General features: G+C 66.7%; 15 protein-coding genes. 8 read left to right on the top strand and 7 right to left on the bottom strand.

Features of this window, described 5'->3' with window-relative positions:
• Positions 1–33: 33 nt before the first annotated feature.
• From pabB to nadC, 3 genes are read right to left on the bottom strand one after another with little or no spacing between them, the layout of a single operon-like run.
• Entirely contained in the window at positions 34–1,755 is a 1,722-nt protein-coding gene (gene pabB / locus AB3G31_RS20245) for an aminodeoxychorismate synthase component I (RefSeq protein ID WP_367847843.1), read from the bottom strand.
• A complete protein-coding gene (nadA, locus tag AB3G31_RS20240; protein WP_367847842.1) occupies positions 1,755–2,882 on the bottom strand; it encodes a quinolinate synthase NadA in 1,128 nt (375 codons plus the stop codon). Before nadA ends, pabB begins: the two co-directional genes overlap by 1 nt.
• Before the next feature lie 10 nt (positions 2,883–2,892).
• On the bottom strand, positions 2,893–3,771 hold the full coding sequence (gene nadC / locus AB3G31_RS20235; RefSeq protein WP_367847841.1) for a carboxylating nicotinate-nucleotide diphosphorylase: 879 nt from the start codon (positions 3,769–3,771) through the stop codon (positions 2,893–2,895).
• A gap of 101 nt (positions 3,772–3,872) precedes the next feature.
• Here nadC and AB3G31_RS20230 point away from each other — a divergent pair, with 101 nt between their 5' ends.
• The 4 genes from AB3G31_RS20230 (at position 3,873) to gshB (ending at position 8,094) form a co-directional block, all read left to right on the top strand.
• Positions 3,873–5,276 (top strand): coniferyl aldehyde dehydrogenase, encoded by a 1,404-nt coding sequence (locus AB3G31_RS20230; protein ID WP_367847840.1) that lies wholly within the window; start codon positions 3,873–3,875, stop codon positions 5,274–5,276.
• A 158-nt stretch (positions 5,277–5,434) separates the two neighbouring features.
• Positions 5,435–5,731 (top strand): hypothetical protein, encoded by a 297-nt coding sequence (locus tag AB3G31_RS20225; RefSeq protein ID WP_367847839.1) that lies wholly within the window; start codon positions 5,435–5,437, stop codon positions 5,729–5,731.
• 216 nt (positions 5,732–5,947) lie between these two features.
• Positions 5,948–7,126 carry a benzoate/H(+) symporter BenE family transporter gene (locus AB3G31_RS20220; RefSeq protein ID WP_367847838.1) on the top strand — a complete coding sequence of 393 codons (1,179 nt, stop codon included), beginning with the start codon at positions 5,948–5,950 and terminating at the stop codon, positions 7,124–7,126.
• Positions 7,127–7,134: 8 nt separating this feature from the next.
• Positions 7,135–8,094 (top strand): glutathione synthase, encoded by a 960-nt coding sequence (gshB, locus tag AB3G31_RS20215; protein ID WP_367847837.1) that lies wholly within the window; start codon positions 7,135–7,137, stop codon positions 8,092–8,094.
• A gap of 41 nt (positions 8,095–8,135) precedes the next feature.
• Here the strand turns inward: gshB and AB3G31_RS20210 are convergent, their stop codons facing one another.
• The 3 genes from AB3G31_RS20210 to AB3G31_RS20200 are packed head-to-tail and all read right to left on the bottom strand — an operon-like array spanning position 8,136 to position 10,721.
• A complete protein-coding gene (locus AB3G31_RS20210) occupies positions 8,136–8,906 on the bottom strand; it encodes a class II glutamine amidotransferase (protein WP_367847836.1) in 771 nt (256 codons plus the stop codon).
• A gap of 54 nt (positions 8,907–8,960) precedes the next feature.
• A complete protein-coding gene (locus tag AB3G31_RS20205; protein ID WP_367847835.1) occupies positions 8,961–10,478 on the bottom strand; it encodes a cyclic nucleotide-binding domain-containing protein in 1,518 nt (505 codons plus the stop codon).
• 21 nt (positions 10,479–10,499) lie between these two features.
• The gene (locus AB3G31_RS20200) at positions 10,500–10,721 is read right to left on the bottom strand and encodes a cysteine-rich CWC family protein (protein WP_367847834.1); all 222 of its coding nucleotides are present in this window, start codon (positions 10,719–10,721) and stop codon (positions 10,500–10,502) included.
• A gap of 249 nt (positions 10,722–10,970) precedes the next feature.
• On the opposite strand from AB3G31_RS20200, the gene AB3G31_RS20195 reads away from it, so the two are divergent.
• The 4 genes from AB3G31_RS20195 (at position 10,971) to AB3G31_RS20180 (ending at position 15,576) form a co-directional block, all read left to right on the top strand.
• The gene (locus AB3G31_RS20195; RefSeq protein ID WP_367847833.1) at positions 10,971–11,681 is read left to right on the top strand and encodes a hypothetical protein; all 711 of its coding nucleotides are present in this window, start codon (positions 10,971–10,973) and stop codon (positions 11,679–11,681) included.
• Between the two features lie 180 nt (positions 11,682–11,861).
• Complete coding sequence (locus AB3G31_RS20190; RefSeq protein WP_367847832.1) at positions 11,862–12,878, top strand: iron ABC transporter substrate-binding protein; 1,017 nt, start codon at positions 11,862–11,864, stop codon at positions 12,876–12,878.
• 7 nt (positions 12,879–12,885) lie between these two features.
• On the top strand, positions 12,886–14,481 hold the full coding sequence (locus AB3G31_RS20185) for an ABC transporter permease (RefSeq protein ID WP_367847831.1): 1,596 nt from the start codon (positions 12,886–12,888) through the stop codon (positions 14,479–14,481).
• 6 nt (positions 14,482–14,487) lie between these two features.
• Positions 14,488–15,576, top strand: a complete 1,089-nt coding sequence (locus tag AB3G31_RS20180) for an ABC transporter ATP-binding protein (RefSeq protein ID WP_367847830.1) — start codon at positions 14,488–14,490, stop codon at positions 15,574–15,576.
• A 421-nt stretch (positions 15,577–15,997) separates the two neighbouring features.
• Here the strand turns inward: AB3G31_RS20180 and AB3G31_RS20175 are convergent, their stop codons facing one another.
• Positions 15,998–18,175: a malate synthase G gene (locus AB3G31_RS20175; protein WP_367847829.1), complete on the bottom strand. Its 2,178-nt coding sequence runs from the start codon at positions 18,173–18,175 to the stop codon at positions 15,998–16,000.
• Positions 18,176–18,215: the final 40 nt, after the last annotated feature.

The following is an 18,215-nucleotide window of genomic DNA, read 5'->3' as shown; positions in this document are numbered from 1 at the left end:
CCATAAGCGTAGGCAGCTATCAAAACGATAGTTTTAGTTCAGCTCTGCCGCCAGCCAGCCGCGCAGGCTGTTGACGAAAGCCAGGGCCTGCACCCGCGGCAAGTCGGCCACCCGCACCACTGCTTCCACCACACGCCCTGCTTGCAGGGCGTTGGCACGTCCAATGCCGCCCAGCAGCCCGCAGGCCAGCGGCGGGGTGACCCAGCGGCCGTCCAGCTGCAGGGCGATGTTGCCGCGCGTGCATTCGGTGATTTCACCGGCCGCGTTCCACAGCAGGGTGTCGAACACGCCGGGCTGGGTGGGGGAGAACGCATCGTAGTGGGCGCGGCGGGTGGTTTTGAAGCGGACGAATTCGCTGTGCGCCTCGGCCAGCGGGCGGTCGGCCAGTTGCAGGCGCACCCGCGCCGGGCTGGCTTCCAGCGGGTAGGCCTCGGCGGTGGCCCGGCCCTGGGCGTCCAGCAGCAAGCGCACGCGCCATGCGCCCTGGGGGCGGGCGATGGCTTGCAGTGCCTGGTGTACCTGGTCCGCATTCCACGGCGTGCCGAAATGTGCGGCTGCGGCCTGCATGCGGGCCAGGTGCGCTTCGCTGTCGCGCAACTGGCCGTCCACCAGGGCCAGGGTTTCCAGCAACGCAAACGGGGCGCTGGCGCGCTGCACAAAGGCCTGCTTGGCGGCCCATTCCTGCCATTCGCCTTCGGCCTGGGCATCGGAGGTGATGCCGCTACCGATGCCGCAGCGGGCCTGTGCACCGTGCAAGGTGACGGTGCGGATGGGTACGTTGAAGGTAGTGGCCCCACCGGGCTGCACCACGCCGATGGCCCCGCAGTACACACCGCGCGCGGTGGGCTCCAGCGCCTTGACCATGCGCATCGCCTGCACCTTGGGTGCGCCAGTGACCGAGCCGCAGGGGAACAGCGCCGCAAACACCTCGGCCAGCGTGCAGCCGGGGCGGGTGCGCGCGGTGACGTCAGAGGTCATCTGCCACACGGTGGGCAGCGCCTCGGTGTGGAACAGGCGCGGCACCTGCACGCTGAAGGGTTCGGCGATGCGTGAGATGTCGTTGCGCAGCAGATCGACCACCATCACGTTCTCGGCCCGCTCCTTGGGCGACGTGCGCAGCGACTCGGCCAGGGCCGCATCTTCTTGCGCATCCGCACCGCGGCGGGCCGTGCCTTTCATGGGGCGGGCCAGGATGCGGCCATCCCGCCAATCAAAAAACAGCTCGGGCGAGACAGACAATATTTGCGCATCACCCGTGTCCAGCAGCGCCGCGTAGCCCCCTGGCTGGGCGCGCTGCAGCGCGGCGAACAGGGCCTGCGGGTCGCCGGTGAAGGTGCCCGCCATCTGCGCCGTGAGGTTGACCTGGTACAGCTCGCCCGCACGGATGGCCTGGTGCAGCGCGTCCATCGCCGCCTCAAACTCGGGCCTGGGGATGAAGCTGTGCCAATCGATCTGCGCGCTGGCGGTGGGGGGCTCCGGCCAGGGCAAGGGCGCGCCAAACACCGCGAACCAGGCGAGAGGGCCGTCGGCAGCATGGACCTGCAAAGCGGCATCGAATGCGGGCGCAGCCTCATAGCGCACATAGCCCACGCACCACTGGCCCCGTGCCGATGCGGCCTGCACGGCATCCAGCAGCGGCTTTACTTGCGCCAGCGTGTGCGCCACCAGCGTCTGCAGCGGCGTGCCAAACGCATGGCGCACCCGCTCCCCACCGTGCGGGTCGGCAAAGTCGATCAGCGCGGTGGTGTTTCCCATCAGGCCGCGCCGATGTGGGGCACCAGCCCGGTGGTGGGTTGGCCGCTTTTCAGGGCCGCCGTGAAGGCCAGCATGCGGTCGATGGGCAGGCGGGCGCGCAGGCCCAGGGCGGGGTCGATGTGGACCTCGTTGGTGCCCAGTTCCAGCACCTGGGCCAGTCCGGCCAGGCCGTTCATGGCCATCCAGGGGCAGTGCGCGCAGCTCTTGCAGGTGGCGCTGTTGCCCGCAGTGGGCGCTTCGATGAACAGCTTGCCGGGGTTCTGCGTGCGCAGCTTGTGTAGCATGCCGTTGTCGGTGGCGACGATGAAGGTGGTGGCATCCATGTTGCGCGCAGCCGCCAGGATGGCCGAGGTGGAGCCCACGGCATCGGCCAGGGCGATCACGTCGGCGGGCGACTCGGGGTGCACCAGCACCTTGGCTTTGGGGTGCTCGGCCTTCAGCGCCTGGAGCTCGAAGGCCTTGAACTCGTCGTGCACGATGCAGGCGCCGTTCCAGAACACCATGTCGGCCTGCGTTTCCTTCTGGATGTAGGCACCCAGGTGCTTGTCGGGGGCCCACAGGATTTTGTGGCCCTGGTCTTTCAGGGCGCGCACCACGTCCAGCGCGCAGCCGGAGGTGACCAGCCAGTCGGCGCGGGCCTTCACCTCGGCGCTGGTGTTGGCGTAGACCACCACGGTGCGGTCCGGGTGGGCATCGCAAAAGGCGTTGAACTCGGCGCTGGGGCAGCCCAGGTCGAGCGAGCAGGTGGCATCCAGGTCCGGCATCAGGATGCGCTTTTCGGGCGACAAAATCTTCGCGGTTTCGCCCATGAAGCGCACGCCCGAGACCACCAGGGTCTGCGCCGCATGGTCGCGGCCAAAGCGGGCCATCTCCAGCGAATCGCTGACCAGGCCGCCGGTTTCTTCGGCCAGGTCCTGCAGGTCGGGGTGCACGTAGTAGTGCGACACCATTACCGCGTTGCGCTCCTTGAGCAGGCGGCGGATGCGGTCTTTCAGCGCCAGCCGTTCGCTGGGGCTGGGCTCTACCGGCACGCGGGCCCAGGCGTGGCGCGGGGTGCAGGCGCCGCCTTGGGTCGCATCGGGAACGGGCTGTTCGTATTCAACGTCCATCATCACAGTGGTGGTCATGGGATTCTCCTCACAGGTCCTGGAAGCGCATGGAATAGTCGGTGGCCTTCACGTCTTTGGTCAGGCCTCCGATGGAGATGCGGTCGACACCGGTTTCTGCCAGGGTGCGCAGGCCTTGCAGGGTGACGCCGCCGGAAATTTCCAGCACGGCCTTTTTGTCGCCCCGGGCCGCGTTGCGGCGCACGGCCTCCTGCAGCGTGGGCAGGTCCATGTTGTCCAGCAGCACCATGCGGGCACCGGCGTCCAGGGCCTCGTCGAGCTGGGCCAGGGTTTCCACCTCGATCTCGATGAAACGGGCCTGCGGGGCCAGGGCCTGGGCGCGTTGCAGCACGGCAGTCACGCCTCCGGCGGCGGCGATGTGGTTCTCTTTGATCAGCACCGCGTCATACAGACCGATGCGGTGGTTGGTGCCACCGCCGATGCGCACCGCGTACTTCTGCGCCAGGCGCAGGCCGGGCAGGGTTTTGCGGGTGTCCACGATGTGGGTGCCGGTGCCAGCCACCGCCTGCACATGCAGCGCCGTGCGGCTGGCCACGGCGCTGAGCAGCTGCAGAAAGTTCAGCGCGGTGCGCTCGGCGGTCAGCAGGGCTTGGGCCGGGCCTTCCAGCGCCAGCACCACCTGGTCGGCGGCGCAGGTTTCGCCCTCTTTGACGAGCCAGGTCCAGGTGGCGGTGGGCGCAACCTGGCGCAGGGTCGCCTCGACCCAGGGCGCGCCGCAGACCACGGCAGCTTCGCGCGCCAGGATGCGGGCGCGGGTGTGGCGGGCGGGGTCGATCAGCGCGGCGGTCAGGTCGCCGGGGCCGACGTCTTCGGCCAGGGCACGGGTGACATCGGCCGCGGCCAGGGTGGCCATGCTGGCGGGGGAAAAGTCAAAAAACGGGGTCGTCATGGTGTGTGGAAACTCGTCATCTCAGGCGGGGGCTCGAAGTGTGTCACATCTGTGGCAGCGTATTTTCCCCGCAGCCGGGTGGTACTGGCACCATGGGGGCTATGCACACCCCTGAATCCGAGCTTTCGCGCCTGCTCGCCCTGCAACGCCAGGCCCATGCCGCCGACCCCGCGCCCCGCGAGGCCACCCGCCGAGACCGCCTGCAGCGCCTGGGCGCGTTGCTGGACAAACACGTTGACAGCTTTGCCGCCCAGATCAGCCAGGACTTCGGCACCCGCGCGGCCGCCGAGATCACCCTGACCGAACTCGTGCCGGTGCGCAGCGCTATCCGCCACGCGCTCGGGCACCTGCGGGCGTGGATGCGGCCCCGGCGCGCGGCCACCGGGTGGCTGTTTTGGCCCGGCCGCAGCCTGCTGCTGCGCCAGCCGCTGGGCGTGGTGGGCATCGTCAGCCCCTGGAACTACCCGTTGCTGCTGGCCTTGTCGCCGCTGGTGGATGTGCTGGCGGCGGGCAACCGGGCGCTGCTCAAGCCGTCGGAACTCACCCCGCGCTTTGCTGAGGGGCTGCGCCTGGCGGTGGCCGAATTCTTTGCGCCCGAGGAAGTGGCGGTGCTCACCGGCGACGCCAGTCTGGGCCAGGCGTTTTGCGCCCAGCCGTTCGACCACCTGGTGTTCACCGGCTCCACCGCCGTGGGCCGCCTGGTGGCGCAGGCCGCCGCCCACAACCTGACCCCGGTAACGCTGGAGCTGGGCGGCAAGTCGCCCGCCATTGTGGATATCTCGTGCGACCTGGGCACAACGCTGGACCGGCTGGCCTGGGGCAAGCTGATCAACGCGGGCCAGACCTGCATCGCCCCCGACTACGCCCTGGTGCCGCGCCCCATGGTCAGTGCCTTCGTGGATGCCTTGCACACCAGCATGCTGCGGCTGTACCCCCGCTTCCAGGGCAACCCCGACTACACCAGCATCGCCAGCGACCGGCACCTGGCCCGCCTGCAGGCCCTGGTGGCCGATGCGCGGGCGCAGGGCGCGACGGTGGTGGAACTGGAGCCATCCAACGGAGCCCGCCAGATGCCGCCCGTGCTGCTGCTGGACGTGCACAGCGGCATGCGCGTGCTGCAAGAAGAAATCTTCGGCCCGGTGCTGCCCATCGTGCCGTACGACACGCTGGACGAGGCGATTGCCTTTGTCAACGCCCGCGACAAGCCGCTGGCGCTGTACTGGTTTGGCCGCACCACCGCCCACCGCGACCAGGTGCTGGCCCAGACCCAGTCGGGCGGGGTGAGCACCAACGACACCCTGGTGCACCTGGCGCAAGACGGTCTGCCGTTTGGCGGCGTGGGGCCGTCGGGCCAGGGGCATTACCACGGCGAATGGGGCTTTCGCCGGTTCAGCCATGAGAAGGCGGTGTTCCAGCAGTCGCGCTGGTCGGGTGGTGGCCTGGTGTATCCGCCGTACGCGCCGCGTTTGCAGAAGTTGCTGCGCTGGCTGGGTGGGCGGCACTGAGTGTTTGCTATTTAAATAAGAGCTTCTTGTGCTTATGGATATTGCGCTGGAGGCATTTTTTACCGTGGTTTTTTCCTGTACTGGAAGATACACGGGTTACAACAATGGTCATATTTAGCGGTGTTTCCGTCGCGTTTTACGCCGTAGAAAGAGGGACGATGGACGAACAGGGGGAGGCGGTGATGGAGAGTTTGCTGGTGGCTTGTGGACTTGCCTTGGTGGGTATCGCAGTGGTTTATATGGTCCTTGTGGGCCGCAAGCGCAAACCGCCCTACGACGAGGAAACGCAGTCCCAGATCATGGCCCTGCGGGCGCATGTAGAAGCCAGAGAGAAAAATGCGCTGCAAGGCATCGAGCGCCGCGCCCAAAAACAGGCCGATCGCCGTCGCGCCCAACGCATGGCCGACAAAGAGGCCAGCAGGCAAATGAAGTCTGGCCCTCCCGGTCGGCCCTAGCCTGCATGTGCCCGGGCGACAGTAGACTTGCTATATTTAAAATAGCTGCTTGTGCTGGCCGGTAAAGCATAAGCAGCCATTAAAGGTATAAATTCCCACGCCCTTTTCGCCCCCCCTGTTGCATGGGGGCATGCCATCCATGGTCCCCCAACCGGCCACCTCGCTCGCCAGCTGTGGGGGTGGGGGCGGACATTTTGTGTCATGGACAATGGGCCCATGACGTTTTTCAAAGATATCAATCTCTCGGCCGTTACCGCCGGTTTTGTGGCCGTGCTGGTGGGTTTCACCAGTTCGGTGGCCATCGTTTTCCAGGCTGCGCAGGCCCTGCACGCCACGCCGGAGCAGCTGACTTCGTGGATGTGGGCGCTGGGCCTGGGCATGGGGCTGTGCACGCTGCTGCCCTCGCTGTGGCTGCGCCAGCCGGTGATGGTGGCCTGGTCCACGCCCGGCGCGGCGGTGGTGGCCACGGCGGCGCTGGCGGGCGGATTTGGCATGCCCGAGGCGATCGGCGCGTTCATGGCCAGCGGCGCGCTGATTGCGCTGTGCGGCGTCACCGGGCTGTTCGAGCGGGTGATGGGCCGCATCCCGGTGGCGATTGCCGCCGCGCTGCTGGCCGGGGTGCTGGCGCGCTTCGGGCTGAACGGCTTTGCCGCCGCGCAGTCGGCCCTGCCGCTGGTGCTGCTGATGCTGGCCACCTATTTGCTGGCCCGGCGCTGGCTGCCGCGCTACGCGGTGGTGCTGACCCTGCTGGTTGCTATTGTTTACGTAGCTGCTCGTGGCCAACTGGTAAGCGCAGGCATCGAATTTTCTTTGGCAAAACCGGAGCTGGTGGTGCCGGTCTTCACCTGGAGCGCGATGGTCAGCATGGCGCTGCCGCTGTTTGTGGTGACCATGGCCTCGCAAAACCTGCCCGGCGTAGCGGCCATCCGGGCGGCGGGCTATGCCATGCCGATCTCCAAACTCATCACCATCACCGGCCTGGCCACGCTGGTGCTGGCGCCGTTCGGTGCGTTTGCGCTGTGCCTGAGCTCCATCACCGCCGCCATCTGCATGGGCCCCGAGGCGCATTCCGATAAGGCCAAGCGCTACACCGCGGCGGCGGCCTGCGGCATTTTTTACGTGCTGATCGGCATCTTTGGTGCGGCCATTACTGGCGTGCTGACGGCCTTTCCGCGCGAGCTGATCGCCGCCATCGCCGGGCTGGCGCTGCTGGGCACCATCGGCGGCGCGCTGTCCACCGCCCTGCAAGACCCGCAGCACCGCGAGGCCGCTACCATCACTTTCCTGGTCACGCTCAGCGGCGTGGTGATAGCCGGTGTGGGCTCGGCCTTTTGGGGGGTGGTGGCGGGTGCCATCGCCCTGTTTGTGCAACAGTACCGCCGTCCCATTGTTTGAAGGTTCCCATGAACATCCTCTTCGTCGCCGACCCCCTGGAGTCTTTCAAAATCCACAAGGACACCACCTTTGTGATGATGCGCGAGGCGCAGCGGCGCGGGCACACTATTTCGGCCTGCGAGCCGCAGGATTTGCAGTGGCAGACGGGCGCGGTGGTGACGGCGCAGGTGCGCGACATCCACCTCACCGGGGATAAGTCGGCCTGGTTCAGCGTGGCCCAGCCGCTATTTGCGGGCAGCCCGCGCGCACTTAAGGACTTTGGCGCCATCATCATGCGCAAGGACCCGCCGTTTGATTCGGAATTTTTCTACGCCACGCACCTGCTGGAGCAGGCCGAGCGCGAGGGCGCCCGGGTATTCAACAAGCCGCGGGCCCTGCGCGACCACCCGGAAAAGCTGGCCATCATGGAGTTCCCGCAGTTCAGCGGCCCCACGCTGGTGACGCGCAGCGCTGAGGCCATCCGCGCCTTCCACGCCACGCACCGCGACATCATCTTGAAGCCGCTGGACGGCATGGGCGGCATGGGCATCTTCCGGGTGAAAGACGACGGGCTGAACCTGGGCGGCATCATCGAGACGCTGAACAAAGACGGTGCGCAGAGCGTGATGGTGCAAAAGTTTCTGCCCGAAATCGCCTTGGGCGACAAGCGCGTGCTGGTGATCGGCGGCAAGCCGGTGCCGTTTTGCCTGGCGCGGATTCCGCAGGGCGGCGAGGTGCGCGGCAACCTGGCGGTGGGCGGCAAGGGGGTGGCGCAGCCGCTCTCGGCGCGCGACCGCGAGATCGGCGAAACCCTGGGCCCCATCCTGGCGGCGCGCGGCCTGCTGCTGGTGGGGGTGGATGTGATCGGCGACTGCGTGACCGAGATCAACGTGACCAGCCCCACCTGCTTCCAGGAGATCTTCGACCAGACCGGCTGCGACGTGGCGGCACTGTTTATCGACGCGCTGGAAGCGGCGTTAAAAGTTTAAGGAAAATCGGCCCCTGGCGCTTATTCCGTGGGCGTAAGCAGCTACTCAATCGATAGCAGCGCGCCGTCTACGAACACCTTGAGCTCACCGGGCGCAAACGCCGTCCAGGCCTCGTTGGTGGTCAGTGGCGCGGTGGCCACCATGGCTACGCGGTCGTGGGCGGTGGTGTGTTCGGCAAAGTTGATGCTGAGGTCGTCATCTTTCAACGAGGCATGGGCAAACGGGTGTTTGCGCTCCACGTAGTGCAGCTGGGTGCTGGCGTGGGCCCACAGCGCTTCGCCGTTGCTGAGCAGGAAGTTGAAGGTGCCGTGGCGGGCGATGCGTTCGGCCAGCTCGCGCAGGGTCAGCGTCAGTTCGGCCACGCTGGGCACCCCGGCATGCGACTTGGCCAGCTCCTGCATGATCCAGGAAAAGGCACGTTCGCTGTCGGTGTTGCCCACGGGCCGAAAGCTGCTGTGCAGGCGCGGGTGGAAGTCTTTCAGGTCGCCATTGTGGGCAAACACCCAGTAGCGGCCCCACAGCTCACGCACGAACGGATGGCAGTTTTCCAGCGCCACCACGCCCTGGGTGGCTTTGCGGATGTGGGCGATGACGTTGCGGCTCTTGATGGGGTAGTTGCGGATCAGCGCGGCCACCGGCGACTCGCAGGCGGCCTGGTGGTCGACAAAGTGGCGCAGGCCCCGGCCCTCGAAAAAGGCAATGCCCCAGCCGTCGCTGTGGTGGTCGGTGCGGCCCCCGCGCTCGGCAAAGCCGCTAAAGCTGAACACCACGTCGGTCGGGGTGTTGCAGTTCATTCCTAACAATTGGCACATGGGGCAGGGTGGGGCGCGGGGCCCGGGTGGCGTGGTGAAGAGCGGATGGTAGCCTCAGTCGCCCGGCTCCATGCCGAAAAACGCCTGCATCCGCGCCAGCAGGTCTTTGCTGCGCACCGGCGGCGCGGCGGCCGCCGTCTGTTGCATGCGGGCGGTGAATTCGGCGCGGCGCTGGGCCAGCAGGGTGGCCACTTCTTCGGCCAGGGCGGGGCGGGCCGCCAGCACCAGGCCAAAGCCTTCTTTGTCGAGCCGGTAGCACTCCACATCGGTCACGGCCCGCACGGTGGCGCTGCGCGGCTCGCCGGTCAGCAGGCCCATTTCGCCGAAGAACTCGCCGTCGTGCAGCCGGGCCACGGTGGTACGGCCCGCGCTGCTGTCCACCACCACCTCGGCCTCGCCGTGCAGGATCAGGTACAGCCAGTGCGCGACCGATCCCTGGCGGGTGATGGTGCTGCCCGCCACAAACGGCGCGTGCACCAGGTGCGCGGCCAGGGTGTGCTGCTCGGCTTCGGGCAGGCTGGCAAACAGGGCGATGCGGTGGATGGCCGCGGTGCGCCGGGCCAGTTCGCGCTGGTCGCGGGCGTTGCGCGAGTGCTCGTCCTCGTGGGTCACCAGGCGCTCGGCCAGCGGCACGCCCAGGCGGATGCCCTCGCGGGCCAGGCCGGTGAGGGCATGGACCCGCACGGCGGAGTCGGTGGGGTCGTCAAACTGCGGGTCGGTGAGCCAGTAGCGCAGGCAGTAGTGGTGGTAGCCCGCGCCCATCTCCATCAGCACCGCGCTGGGCCCCGGTTGCGTGGCCACGTTGGCGATGCTGGCGTCCGCCACGGCCTGTTCCAGCGTGCGCAGAACCCGGTTGGGCAGAGCGCCCTGGTCGACGTGGAAGTGCAGCATGCGCCGCCACAGCAGGGGCTCTCCGGGGCGCTTGCGCAGCACTTTGAAGCGGTTCTTCATCAGCCAGCTGTTGGGCACCACCACGGTCTCGCAGTTGCGCGTGACGATTTCGGTGTAACGCCAGCGCACATCCGCAACGCGGCCGCTGAGGTCGTCCAGCTGCACCCATTCGCCCACCCGCAGCGAGTTGTCCAGTTGCAGCGCCACGCCACCCATCACATTGCCCAGCGTGTCCTGCATGGCAAAGGCCACCACCGCCGTCACGATGGCCGAGGTGGCGAACAGCTGGGTCGGGTCCACACCGGCCAGCCGCAACCACAGCAGGCCCCAGGCCAGGGTCAGGGCGGTCAGGGTGAGGTCCTGGGCGATCTGCGGCAGGTGCACCCGCAGGGCGGGTAACAGCACCCGGAACACCAGCAGCGTACCGATCTGGATGCTGGCCCACACTGCGCACACATGGGCCGTGTTGCGCAAGATGCCCTCCAGCAGCGTGTGGCCCTGGCTGGCCGCCAGCAGTGCCAGCAGCTGGGCGCACCAGGTCAGGTTGAGCAAGGCCCAGGTGGCCCGCAGCGCCCGCTGGTGGTTGGGGCGCAGCAGGCGCAGGGCCCCGGCCAGCAGGGCGGTCAGCAGTGCCAGTACCAGCAGCGCGGGGTGGAGCAGTCCGGAGGTCCAGGAGGTCATGGGCAGGTGCGGCGTGGGGCCTTAAACCGTTGGCACCTTCGCCGCGCAGGCGGCGCAGATGCAGGCCAGGTCCCGAGCCGCAGGGGGGATGGACGCCAGCGTGGCCGGGAGGATGTTTGCCGCCAGGCACCAGCACGGGGCTTGCGCCTGCCCGGTGCGGCGCGCCTGCTCCATGGCACACAGATTGGGCAGGCCGCACAGCGGGCAGTTTTGCGGGTTGGGCAGGTTGGCGGCGCTTGGCATAGGCCATGGTAGCGGCGTTCTTTACCGAATGAAACAGTTTGACACCATTGCGCATAGAAGAAAAACGTATCCTGCGCCGACCAAATATGTATTTGTAGCTATAAAATAAGTAGCATTCGTGAGGCGGTAGTGTTTCCCCTGGGCTGGGCTACAAGCCCCCCTGTCCGTGTGCATTGCCAATAAAATTAAATAAATCAAGTTGTTACGCGCGCTCGGCGCGGGCCAGTGTTACGGAGTTGGAGACAGGCTATGGAATGGCGTGGGGTCAAAAAGCTGCGTGCGGTGGCGTGTGCCGTCTGTGCAGTGGCGGGTGCTGGTGGGGTCTTGCCTGCAGCCGCTGCGCTTTTGCCCAATCTGGCGCCCGGGTCCACTCAGGATGCCCAGGAGGCAGCCGATCTGGCCGATGCCCATTCGGACTCGCCCGTGCTGCGGGCCCTGTCTTCCATGCCCTCCAAAGCGGCTGCCGACAAAGCCGCTACCCCCGAGCCCCGCACCGATACCGCGCCCAAACCCGCCAATCCGGCCTCTGCCACCAAGCCCGAAGCCCGCCCGCTGGGTGAAACCGTGCACATGGCCGCCAAAGACCTGGCGGTCAGCACCGGTGCCGTTGATGCCAGGCAGTACCTGAGCACCGAGTTCGGCTCGGACAAAGCCCCCGATGGCAATGCCGATCCCGAAATCAATGTGCTGCGCCGCCGCGCCAACGGCGACACCCGCAGTGATGCCGCGAATGCCAACAACGCGCCAGCGCGTTCGGCCGAGCAGATGAAGCTGGACGAGGAGCAAGCCTCGTTTCTGGCATCGGCCCTGGTCCACGAGGTGATGCCCTGGGCCCTGGGCGCGGCGATGCTGGTGGGCTGCGCGCAAGGGCTGCGCGCCATGCTGGCCTTCAGCCGACGCAAGTCGGAACGCCGGCGCCGACACCGCAAATCCAGCAGCACACGCAACGCCCGGCTCTGAACACGTTCTGCCAACGAAGGGCCTTAAATCTCTGTAAATAGCCTGCTGTTGCGCAGGGGCAGCCCCGGCGATGGAGAGTGCGCGGTTAGAATTCAGATGCAATTAATTCTTATTTGCACTGTTCGCAATGTGGCACCGGGAGGACCTTCCCCCGGCACCCCCTCCATCCAAAGTGTTCTTATGAAAATTTCCATCCCTTTCCTGGTTCGTGCCGTGGCGCTGGCTACCGGTGTGTTGGCTGTCTCCATGGGAGCCTCTGCGCAAAGCGCCGAGCCGTTGGTGGTTTACAACGCGCAGCACGTCAGCCTGACCCAGGCCTGGGCCAAGGGCTTTACCAAGGAAACCGGTATCCCCGTGGTGTTGCGCAACGGCGGCGACAGCGAGCTGGGCAACCAACTGGTGCAAGAGGGCAAGGCCTCGCCCGCCGACGTGTTCCTGACCGAAAACTCGCCCGCCATGAGCCTGGTGGAGTCGGCCGGCCTGTTTGCACCGCTGGACCCCGCCACGCTGGCCCAGGTGCCCGCCACCTTCCGCCCCGCCACGGGCCACTGGATTGGTGTGGCTGCGCGCAGCACGGTGTTTGTCTACAACAAGAAAAAGTTCACGCCCGAGCAGTTGCCCAAGTCGATGATGGATCTGGCCAGCCCCGCCTGGAAGGGCCGTTGGGCCGCCTCGCAGGCCGGTGCCGACTTCCAGGCCATCGTCAGCGCCATGCTTGAAATGAAGGGCGAGCCCGCCACCGCCGCCTGGCTCAAGGGCATGAAAGAGAACTTCACCGCCTACAAGGGCAACAGCACGGTGATGAAGGCTGTCAATGCCGGCCAGATCGACGGCGGCGTGATCTACCACTACTACTACTTCGGCGACCAGGCCAAGACCGCTGAAAACAGCAACAACAGCGCGTTGCACTACTTCCGCAACGAAGATCCGGGCGCGTTCGTCAGCATCTCCGGCGGCGGCGTGCTGGCCACCAGCAAGCGCGCCAAGGAAGCCCAGGCCTTTGTGAAGTGGGTCACCGGCAAAGCGGGCCAGGAAATTCTGAAAACCGGCGACTCGTATGAATACGCCGTGGGCGTGGGCGCGCAGTCCAACTCCAAGCTGGTGCCATTGGCCGATCTGCAGTCGCCCAAGGTCGAGCCCTCCAACCTGAACAGCAAAAAAGTCTCGGACCTGATGACCCAGGCGGGCTTGCTGTAAACCCACCGTGTCCGCCGTACCGTCCGCTCTTCCCCGCGCACCGTTCCTGGCCGGTGTGCCGCCCGATGCCCTGCAGCGCATCGGGGGCGGGCGCGTGTCGTGGGTGGGCGCGGCGGCGGTGCTGGTGTCGCTGTTTGCGCTGCTGCCGCTGGGCTTTGTGGTCTGGGTGGCCTGGCAAACCGGCTGGGACACCGCCGCGCCGCTGATTTTTCGCGCCCGCGTGGGCGAGTTGCTGGTCAACACCGCCTTGCTGGAGCTGGTCACCGTGCCGGTCTGCGGCGTGCTGGCCCTGGCCCTGGCCTGGCTCACCGAGCGCAGCGACCTGCCCGGAGCCCGCACCTGGGCCGCACTGGCCGTGGCCCCGCTGGCCGTGCCCGCGTTTGTGCACAGCTATGCCTGGATGACGGTTACCCCCGGCCTGCACGGCCTGGTGGGTGCAGTGCTGGTGTCCACCATCGCCTATTTCCCGTTCATGTATCTGCCCTTGTCGGCGGCCCTGCGGCGGCTCGACCCGGGCATGGAAGACGCCGCTGCGTCGCTGGGCCTGGGGCCCTGGGCCGTGTTCATGCGCGTGGTGCTGCCGCAGTTGCGCCTGGCCCTGTGCGGTGGCGGGCTGCTGGTAGGGCTGCACCTGCTGGCCGAGTACGGCCTGTACGTGATGATCCGCTACGACACATTCACCACGGCCATCGTCGACCAGTTCCAGTCCACCTACAACGGCCCGGCGGCCAATATGCTGGCGGGCGTGCTGGTGGTCTGCTGCTTTGGCCTGCTGGGGCTGGAGTCGCGCCTGCGTGGCAACGAGCGCTATGCCCGCGTCGGCACCGGGGCGGCCCGCATGCCGGTGCGCAGCCGCCTGGGCCGCTGGACGGCGCTGGCCTGGCTGCTGCCGTTGGCCACCAGCCTGCTGGCGCTGGGTGTGCCCTTGTTTACCCTGGCGCGCTGGCTGGTGGCCGGTGGCGCGGGCGTGTGGCACCTGGACGTGATGGGCGCGGCCCTGGGCCAGACCCTGGTGTGGGCGGTGCTGGGCGGTGTGCTGACCACGGTGGTGTCGGTCCCCATGGCCTGGCTGTCCATCCGCAAGCCCGGCAAGCTGCAGCGCCTGGTGGAGGCCTGCAACTACATGGTCGGCTCGCTGCCCGGTGTGGTGGTGGCGCTGGCCCTGGTCACCATCACCGTGCGGGTGGCGCTGCCGCTGTACCAAACCGTGGCCACGATCTTGCTGGCCTACATGCTGATGTTTTTGCCGCGTGCGCTGGTCAGCCTGCGTGCGGGCATCTCCCAGGCCCCGGTGGAGCTGGAGCACGCCGCCCGCAGCCTGGGCCGCACGCCCACGCAGGCGCTGTGGTCCATCACCCTGCGGCTGGCGGCACCGGGCGCTGCCGCGGGCATGGCGATGGTGGCGCTGGGCATCACCAACGAGCTCACCGCCACCTTGCTGCTGGCCCCCACCGGCACACAAACCCTGGCCACCGCGTTCTGGGCCTTCAGCAGCGAGATCGACTACGCCGCCGCCGCCCCCTACGCGCTGATGATGGTGCTGCTGTCCATGCCCATGACCTGGCTTCTCTACGTGCAATCCAAACGAACTGCTGGACGGTAATTGGCAATGGGTTTTCTTGAATTACACGCCGTACGCAAAAGCTACGGTCCCCAAGTGGCGCTGGCCGGTGTCGATCTGCGCGTTGCCGCGGGCAGCCGCACCGCCATCGTCGGGCCGTCGGGCTCGGGCAAAACCACGCTGCTGCGCATCATCGCGGGCTTTGAAGCGCCGGACGTGGGCCGCGTCACCCTGGGCAGCCAGACACTGGCCGACGGGCCCAACGCCATTCCGGCCCACCGGCGCGGCATCGGCTTTGTGCCGCAAGAGGGCGCATTGTTTCCGCATTTGAGCGTGGCCGACAACGTCGGCTTCGGCCTGGCCCGCAACGCCCCCGACCGCGCCCAGCGCATCACCGAGCTGATGCAGATGGTGACGCTCGACCCCGCCATGCTGACGCGCCGCCCGCACGAACTCTCTGGCGGCCAGCAGCAGCGCGTGGCCCTGGCCCGCGCCCTGGCCCAAAGGCCGCGCCTGATGCTGCTGGACGAACCCTTTTCTGCCCTGGACACCGGCCTGCGCGCCAGTACCCGCAAGGCCGTGGCCCAGCTGCTGGGTGCCGCCGGTATCACCACCATTCTGGTGACCCACGACCAGGCCGAAGCCCTGTCGTTTGCCGACCAGGTGGCGGTGATGCGTGCCGGCCGCCTGGCCCAGGTGGGCCCGCCGCACGCTCTGTACCTGCGTCCCACCGATGCGGCCACCGCCCAGTTTCTGGGCGAAACCATTGTCTTGCCTGCCCAGCTGTCGCAAGGCTGGGCCACCTGCGCCCTGGGCGTGATCGCTGCCGACGACAGCCAGCGCAGCGGCCCGGTGCAGATCATGCTGCGCCCCGAGCAGCTGCAGTTGACCGCCGTGCCCGTGGACCCCATGGACACCGATGCCGAGGCCTGCCTGGGCGTGGTGGAAGACATCGACTTTGGCGGCGCGCTGTGCGGCCTGACGGTGCGCCTGCTGGGCAATCCCCAGACCGACGCGCCGTCGGCCACCGCCCCGCTGCTGGTGCGCAGCCCGGCCATCCACATCCCGCCGGTAGGCTCCACCGTGGAAATTACCGTGATGGGCCAGGCCCATGTATTCGAGGAAGCGATCGCTTAAAAAAAGTTGTCAACCGAATCGCCGGGTGCCTCGTTGTAGATGCACAAGGAGATTCCCGATGACCACACTGCACAGCACCACCGAATACAACTGGCCCTCCGACGACCGCGATCGCCGCCGTATGCCAGCCCGCTGATCTACCGAAATTTCAAGCACTCGGGGGCTTTTCCCGATGGCCCGGTAGACCCGGCGCGGTGAGACCCCGTACAACGGCAGCTTAGGCTGCCGTTTTGCATGGAGGTATGAAATCGGCCCTTTGCGCTTATCCAGCCAGCACAGGCAGCTACGATTTTGGTAGTGGAGGGGCCCACATCCTTCTTGCATAAAAAATGGCACCCGCAGGTGCCATTTTTATGTGCCAAATTGGCCTCCAGCGCTTATTCCGTCAGCGCAAGAGGCTACTTATTCAATAGCATTTGCCTCAGGCTGTACCCGCCTTCACCTTCAAGCGCCAGGCGTGCAGCAGGGGTTCGGTGTAGCCGCTGGGTTGCTCCAGGCCCTTGAACACCAAATCGCACGCCGCCTTGTAGGCTGCGGAGGTGGTGAAGTGGCCGGCCATGTTCTGGTACGCCGCGTCGCCCGCGTTCTGGCCGTCCACCACGGCGGCCATGCGTTCGAAGGTTTCGGTGATCTGGGCTTGTGTCACCACGCCGTGCAGCAACCAGTTGGCCATGTGCTGGCTGCTGATGCGCAGGGTGGCGCGGTCTTCCATCAGGCCGACGTTGTGGATGTCGGGCACCTTGGAGCAGCCCACGCCCTGGTCCACCCAGCGCACCACGTAGCCCAGAATGCCCTGGGCGTTGTTGTCCAGCTCTTGCTGTTTCTCGGCGGCGCTCCAGTGGGGCGTAGCGGTCACCGGGATTTGCAGCAGGGCGTTCAGGATGTGGTCGCGCTCGCCGTTGGCATCGATTTTTTCCAATTGAATCTGGATGTCGGACACCTTGACCTGGTGGTAGTGCAGGGCGTGCAGCGTGGCTCCGGTGGGGCTGGGCACCCAGGCGGTGTTGGCGCCGGCCTTGGGGTGGGCAATTTTTTGCTCCAGCATGGCGTGCATCAGGTCGGGCATGGCCCACATGCCTTTGCCGATCTGCGCCTTGCCGCGCAGGCCGCAGCTCAGGCCGACCAGCACGTTGTTCTTCTCGTAGGCGGCAATCCAGGCGCTGGACTTCATGTCGCCCTTGCGGATCATCGGGCCGGCGTGCATGGCGGTGTGCATTTCATCGCCGGTGCGGTCCAGGAAGCCGGTGTTGATGAAGGCCACGCGGGCGCTGGCGGCGGCGATGCAGGCTTTCAGGTTGACGCTGGTGCGGCGCTCTTCATCCATGATGCCCAGCTTGACGGTGTTTTCCGGCAGGCCCAGCACGGCTTCCACGCGGCCAAACAGCTCGCAGGCAAAGGCCACTTCGGCCGGGCCGTGCATCTTGGGTTTGACGATGTAGACGCTGCCGGTGCGCGAGTTGCCCTTGCGTTGTAAATCGTGCATGGCGATGGTGACGGTGACCATCGCGTCCAGGATGCCTTCGGGGATTTCCTGCCCATTACCGTACAGAATGGCCGGGTTGGTCATCAAATGGCCGACGTTGCGCACAAACATGAGTGAGCGGCCATGCAGGGTCACTGTGCCGCCGTTGGCTGCGGTGTACACCCGGTCGGGGTTCAGGCGGCGGGTGAAGCTGCCGCCGCCTTTTTGCACTTCTTCTGTCAGCGTGCCCAGCTGGATGCCGAGCCAGTTGCTGTAGGCCAGCACCTTGTCTTCGGCGTCCACCACAGCAACAGAGTCTTCCAGGTCGAGGATGGTGGACAGCGCGGCTTCCAGCACCACGTCGCTGATACCGGCTGCGTCGCTCTTGCCAATCGTCGTGCTGCGGTCGATCTGGATGTCGATGTGCAGGCCGTTGTGCTGCAGCAGCACGGAGGTGGGTGCTGCGGGCGCGCCCTGGTAGCCGATGAAGGCTTCGGGATGGGCCAGGCTGGTGCTGCTGTTGTGCAGGTTGATGACCAACTGGCCGTGCTGCACGCTGTAGCCGGTGGCTTCCTTGTGCGAGCCGTTGGCCAGCGGAGCGGCCTGGTCGAGCACATTGCGGGCGAAGGCAATGACCTTGGCACCGCGCACCGGGTTGTAACCTTTGCCTTTTTCGGCCCCACCAGTCTCGGGAATAGCGTCCGTGCCGTACAGCGCGTCGTACAGGCTGCCCCAGCGGGCGTTGGCGGCGTTCAGGGCGTAGCGGGCGTTCAGCACCGGCACCACCAGTTGCGGCCCGGCCTGCAGGGCCAGCTCGGCATCGACATTGGCGGTGGTGGCCGCCACATTCAAAGGCATGGGCACCAGGTAGCCGATAGACTCCAAAAACGCGCGGTAGGCGGGCATGTCGGCAATGGGGCCGGGGTGGGCCTTGTGCCAGGCGTCCAGTTCCAGCTGCAGGCGGTCGCGTTCGGCCAGCAGGGCGATATTTTGGGGGGCCAGGTCGGCCACGATGGCGTCAAAACCGGCCCAAAACCGGTCGCTGTCCACGCCGGTGCCGGGCAGTACTTTTTCGTCAATGAAGCGTTCGAGAACGGTGGCAACCTGGAGCTGGTGGCGGGTGGTGCGTGCGGTCATGGTGGTGCGCCTTGGAATGGAGTGGGAAAGAGATTAAAGC

The sequence above is a fragment of the Rhodoferax sp. WC2427 genome (assembly GCF_040822085.1).
Lineage (GTDB): Bacteria > Pseudomonadota > Gammaproteobacteria > Burkholderiales > Burkholderiaceae_C > Rhodoferax_B.
This window is presented reverse-complemented; position numbering and strand designations above follow the sequence as displayed.

Bases quoted from the DNA above. Each gene is read 5' to 3' on its own strand.
- pabB (WP_367847843.1), bottom strand. From the start codon at position 1,755: ATGGGAAACACCACCGCGCTGATCGACTTTGCCGACCCGCACGGTGGG.
- nadA (WP_367847842.1), bottom strand. From the start codon at position 2,882: ATGACCACCACTGTGATGATGGACGTTGAATACGAACAGCCCGTTCCC.
- nadC (WP_367847841.1), bottom strand. From the start codon at position 3,771: ATGACGACCCCGTTTTTTGACTTTTCCCCCGCCAGCATGGCCACCCTG.
- AB3G31_RS20230 (WP_367847840.1), top strand. From the start codon at position 3,873: ATGCACACCCCTGAATCCGAGCTTTCGCGCCTGCTCGCCCTGCAACGC.
- AB3G31_RS20225 (WP_367847839.1), top strand. From the start codon at position 5,435: ATGGACGAACAGGGGGAGGCGGTGATGGAGAGTTTGCTGGTGGCTTGT.
- AB3G31_RS20220 (WP_367847838.1), top strand. From the start codon at position 5,948: ATGACGTTTTTCAAAGATATCAATCTCTCGGCCGTTACCGCCGGTTTT.
- gshB (WP_367847837.1), top strand. From the start codon at position 7,135: ATGAACATCCTCTTCGTCGCCGACCCCCTGGAGTCTTTCAAAATCCAC.
- AB3G31_RS20210 (WP_367847836.1), bottom strand. From the start codon at position 8,906: ATGTGCCAATTGTTAGGAATGAACTGCAACACCCCGACCGACGTGGTG.
- AB3G31_RS20205 (WP_367847835.1), bottom strand. From the start codon at position 10,478: ATGACCTCCTGGACCTCCGGACTGCTCCACCCCGCGCTGCTGGTACTG.
- AB3G31_RS20200 (WP_367847834.1), bottom strand. From the start codon at position 10,721: ATGCCAAGCGCCGCCAACCTGCCCAACCCGCAAAACTGCCCGCTGTGC.
- AB3G31_RS20195 (WP_367847833.1), top strand. From the start codon at position 10,971: ATGGAATGGCGTGGGGTCAAAAAGCTGCGTGCGGTGGCGTGTGCCGTC.
- AB3G31_RS20190 (WP_367847832.1), top strand. From the start codon at position 11,862: ATGAAAATTTCCATCCCTTTCCTGGTTCGTGCCGTGGCGCTGGCTACC.
- AB3G31_RS20180 (WP_367847830.1), top strand. From the start codon at position 14,488: ATGGGTTTTCTTGAATTACACGCCGTACGCAAAAGCTACGGTCCCCAA.
- AB3G31_RS20175 (WP_367847829.1), bottom strand. From the start codon at position 18,175: ATGACCGCACGCACCACCCGCCACCAGCTCCAGGTTGCCACCGTTCTC.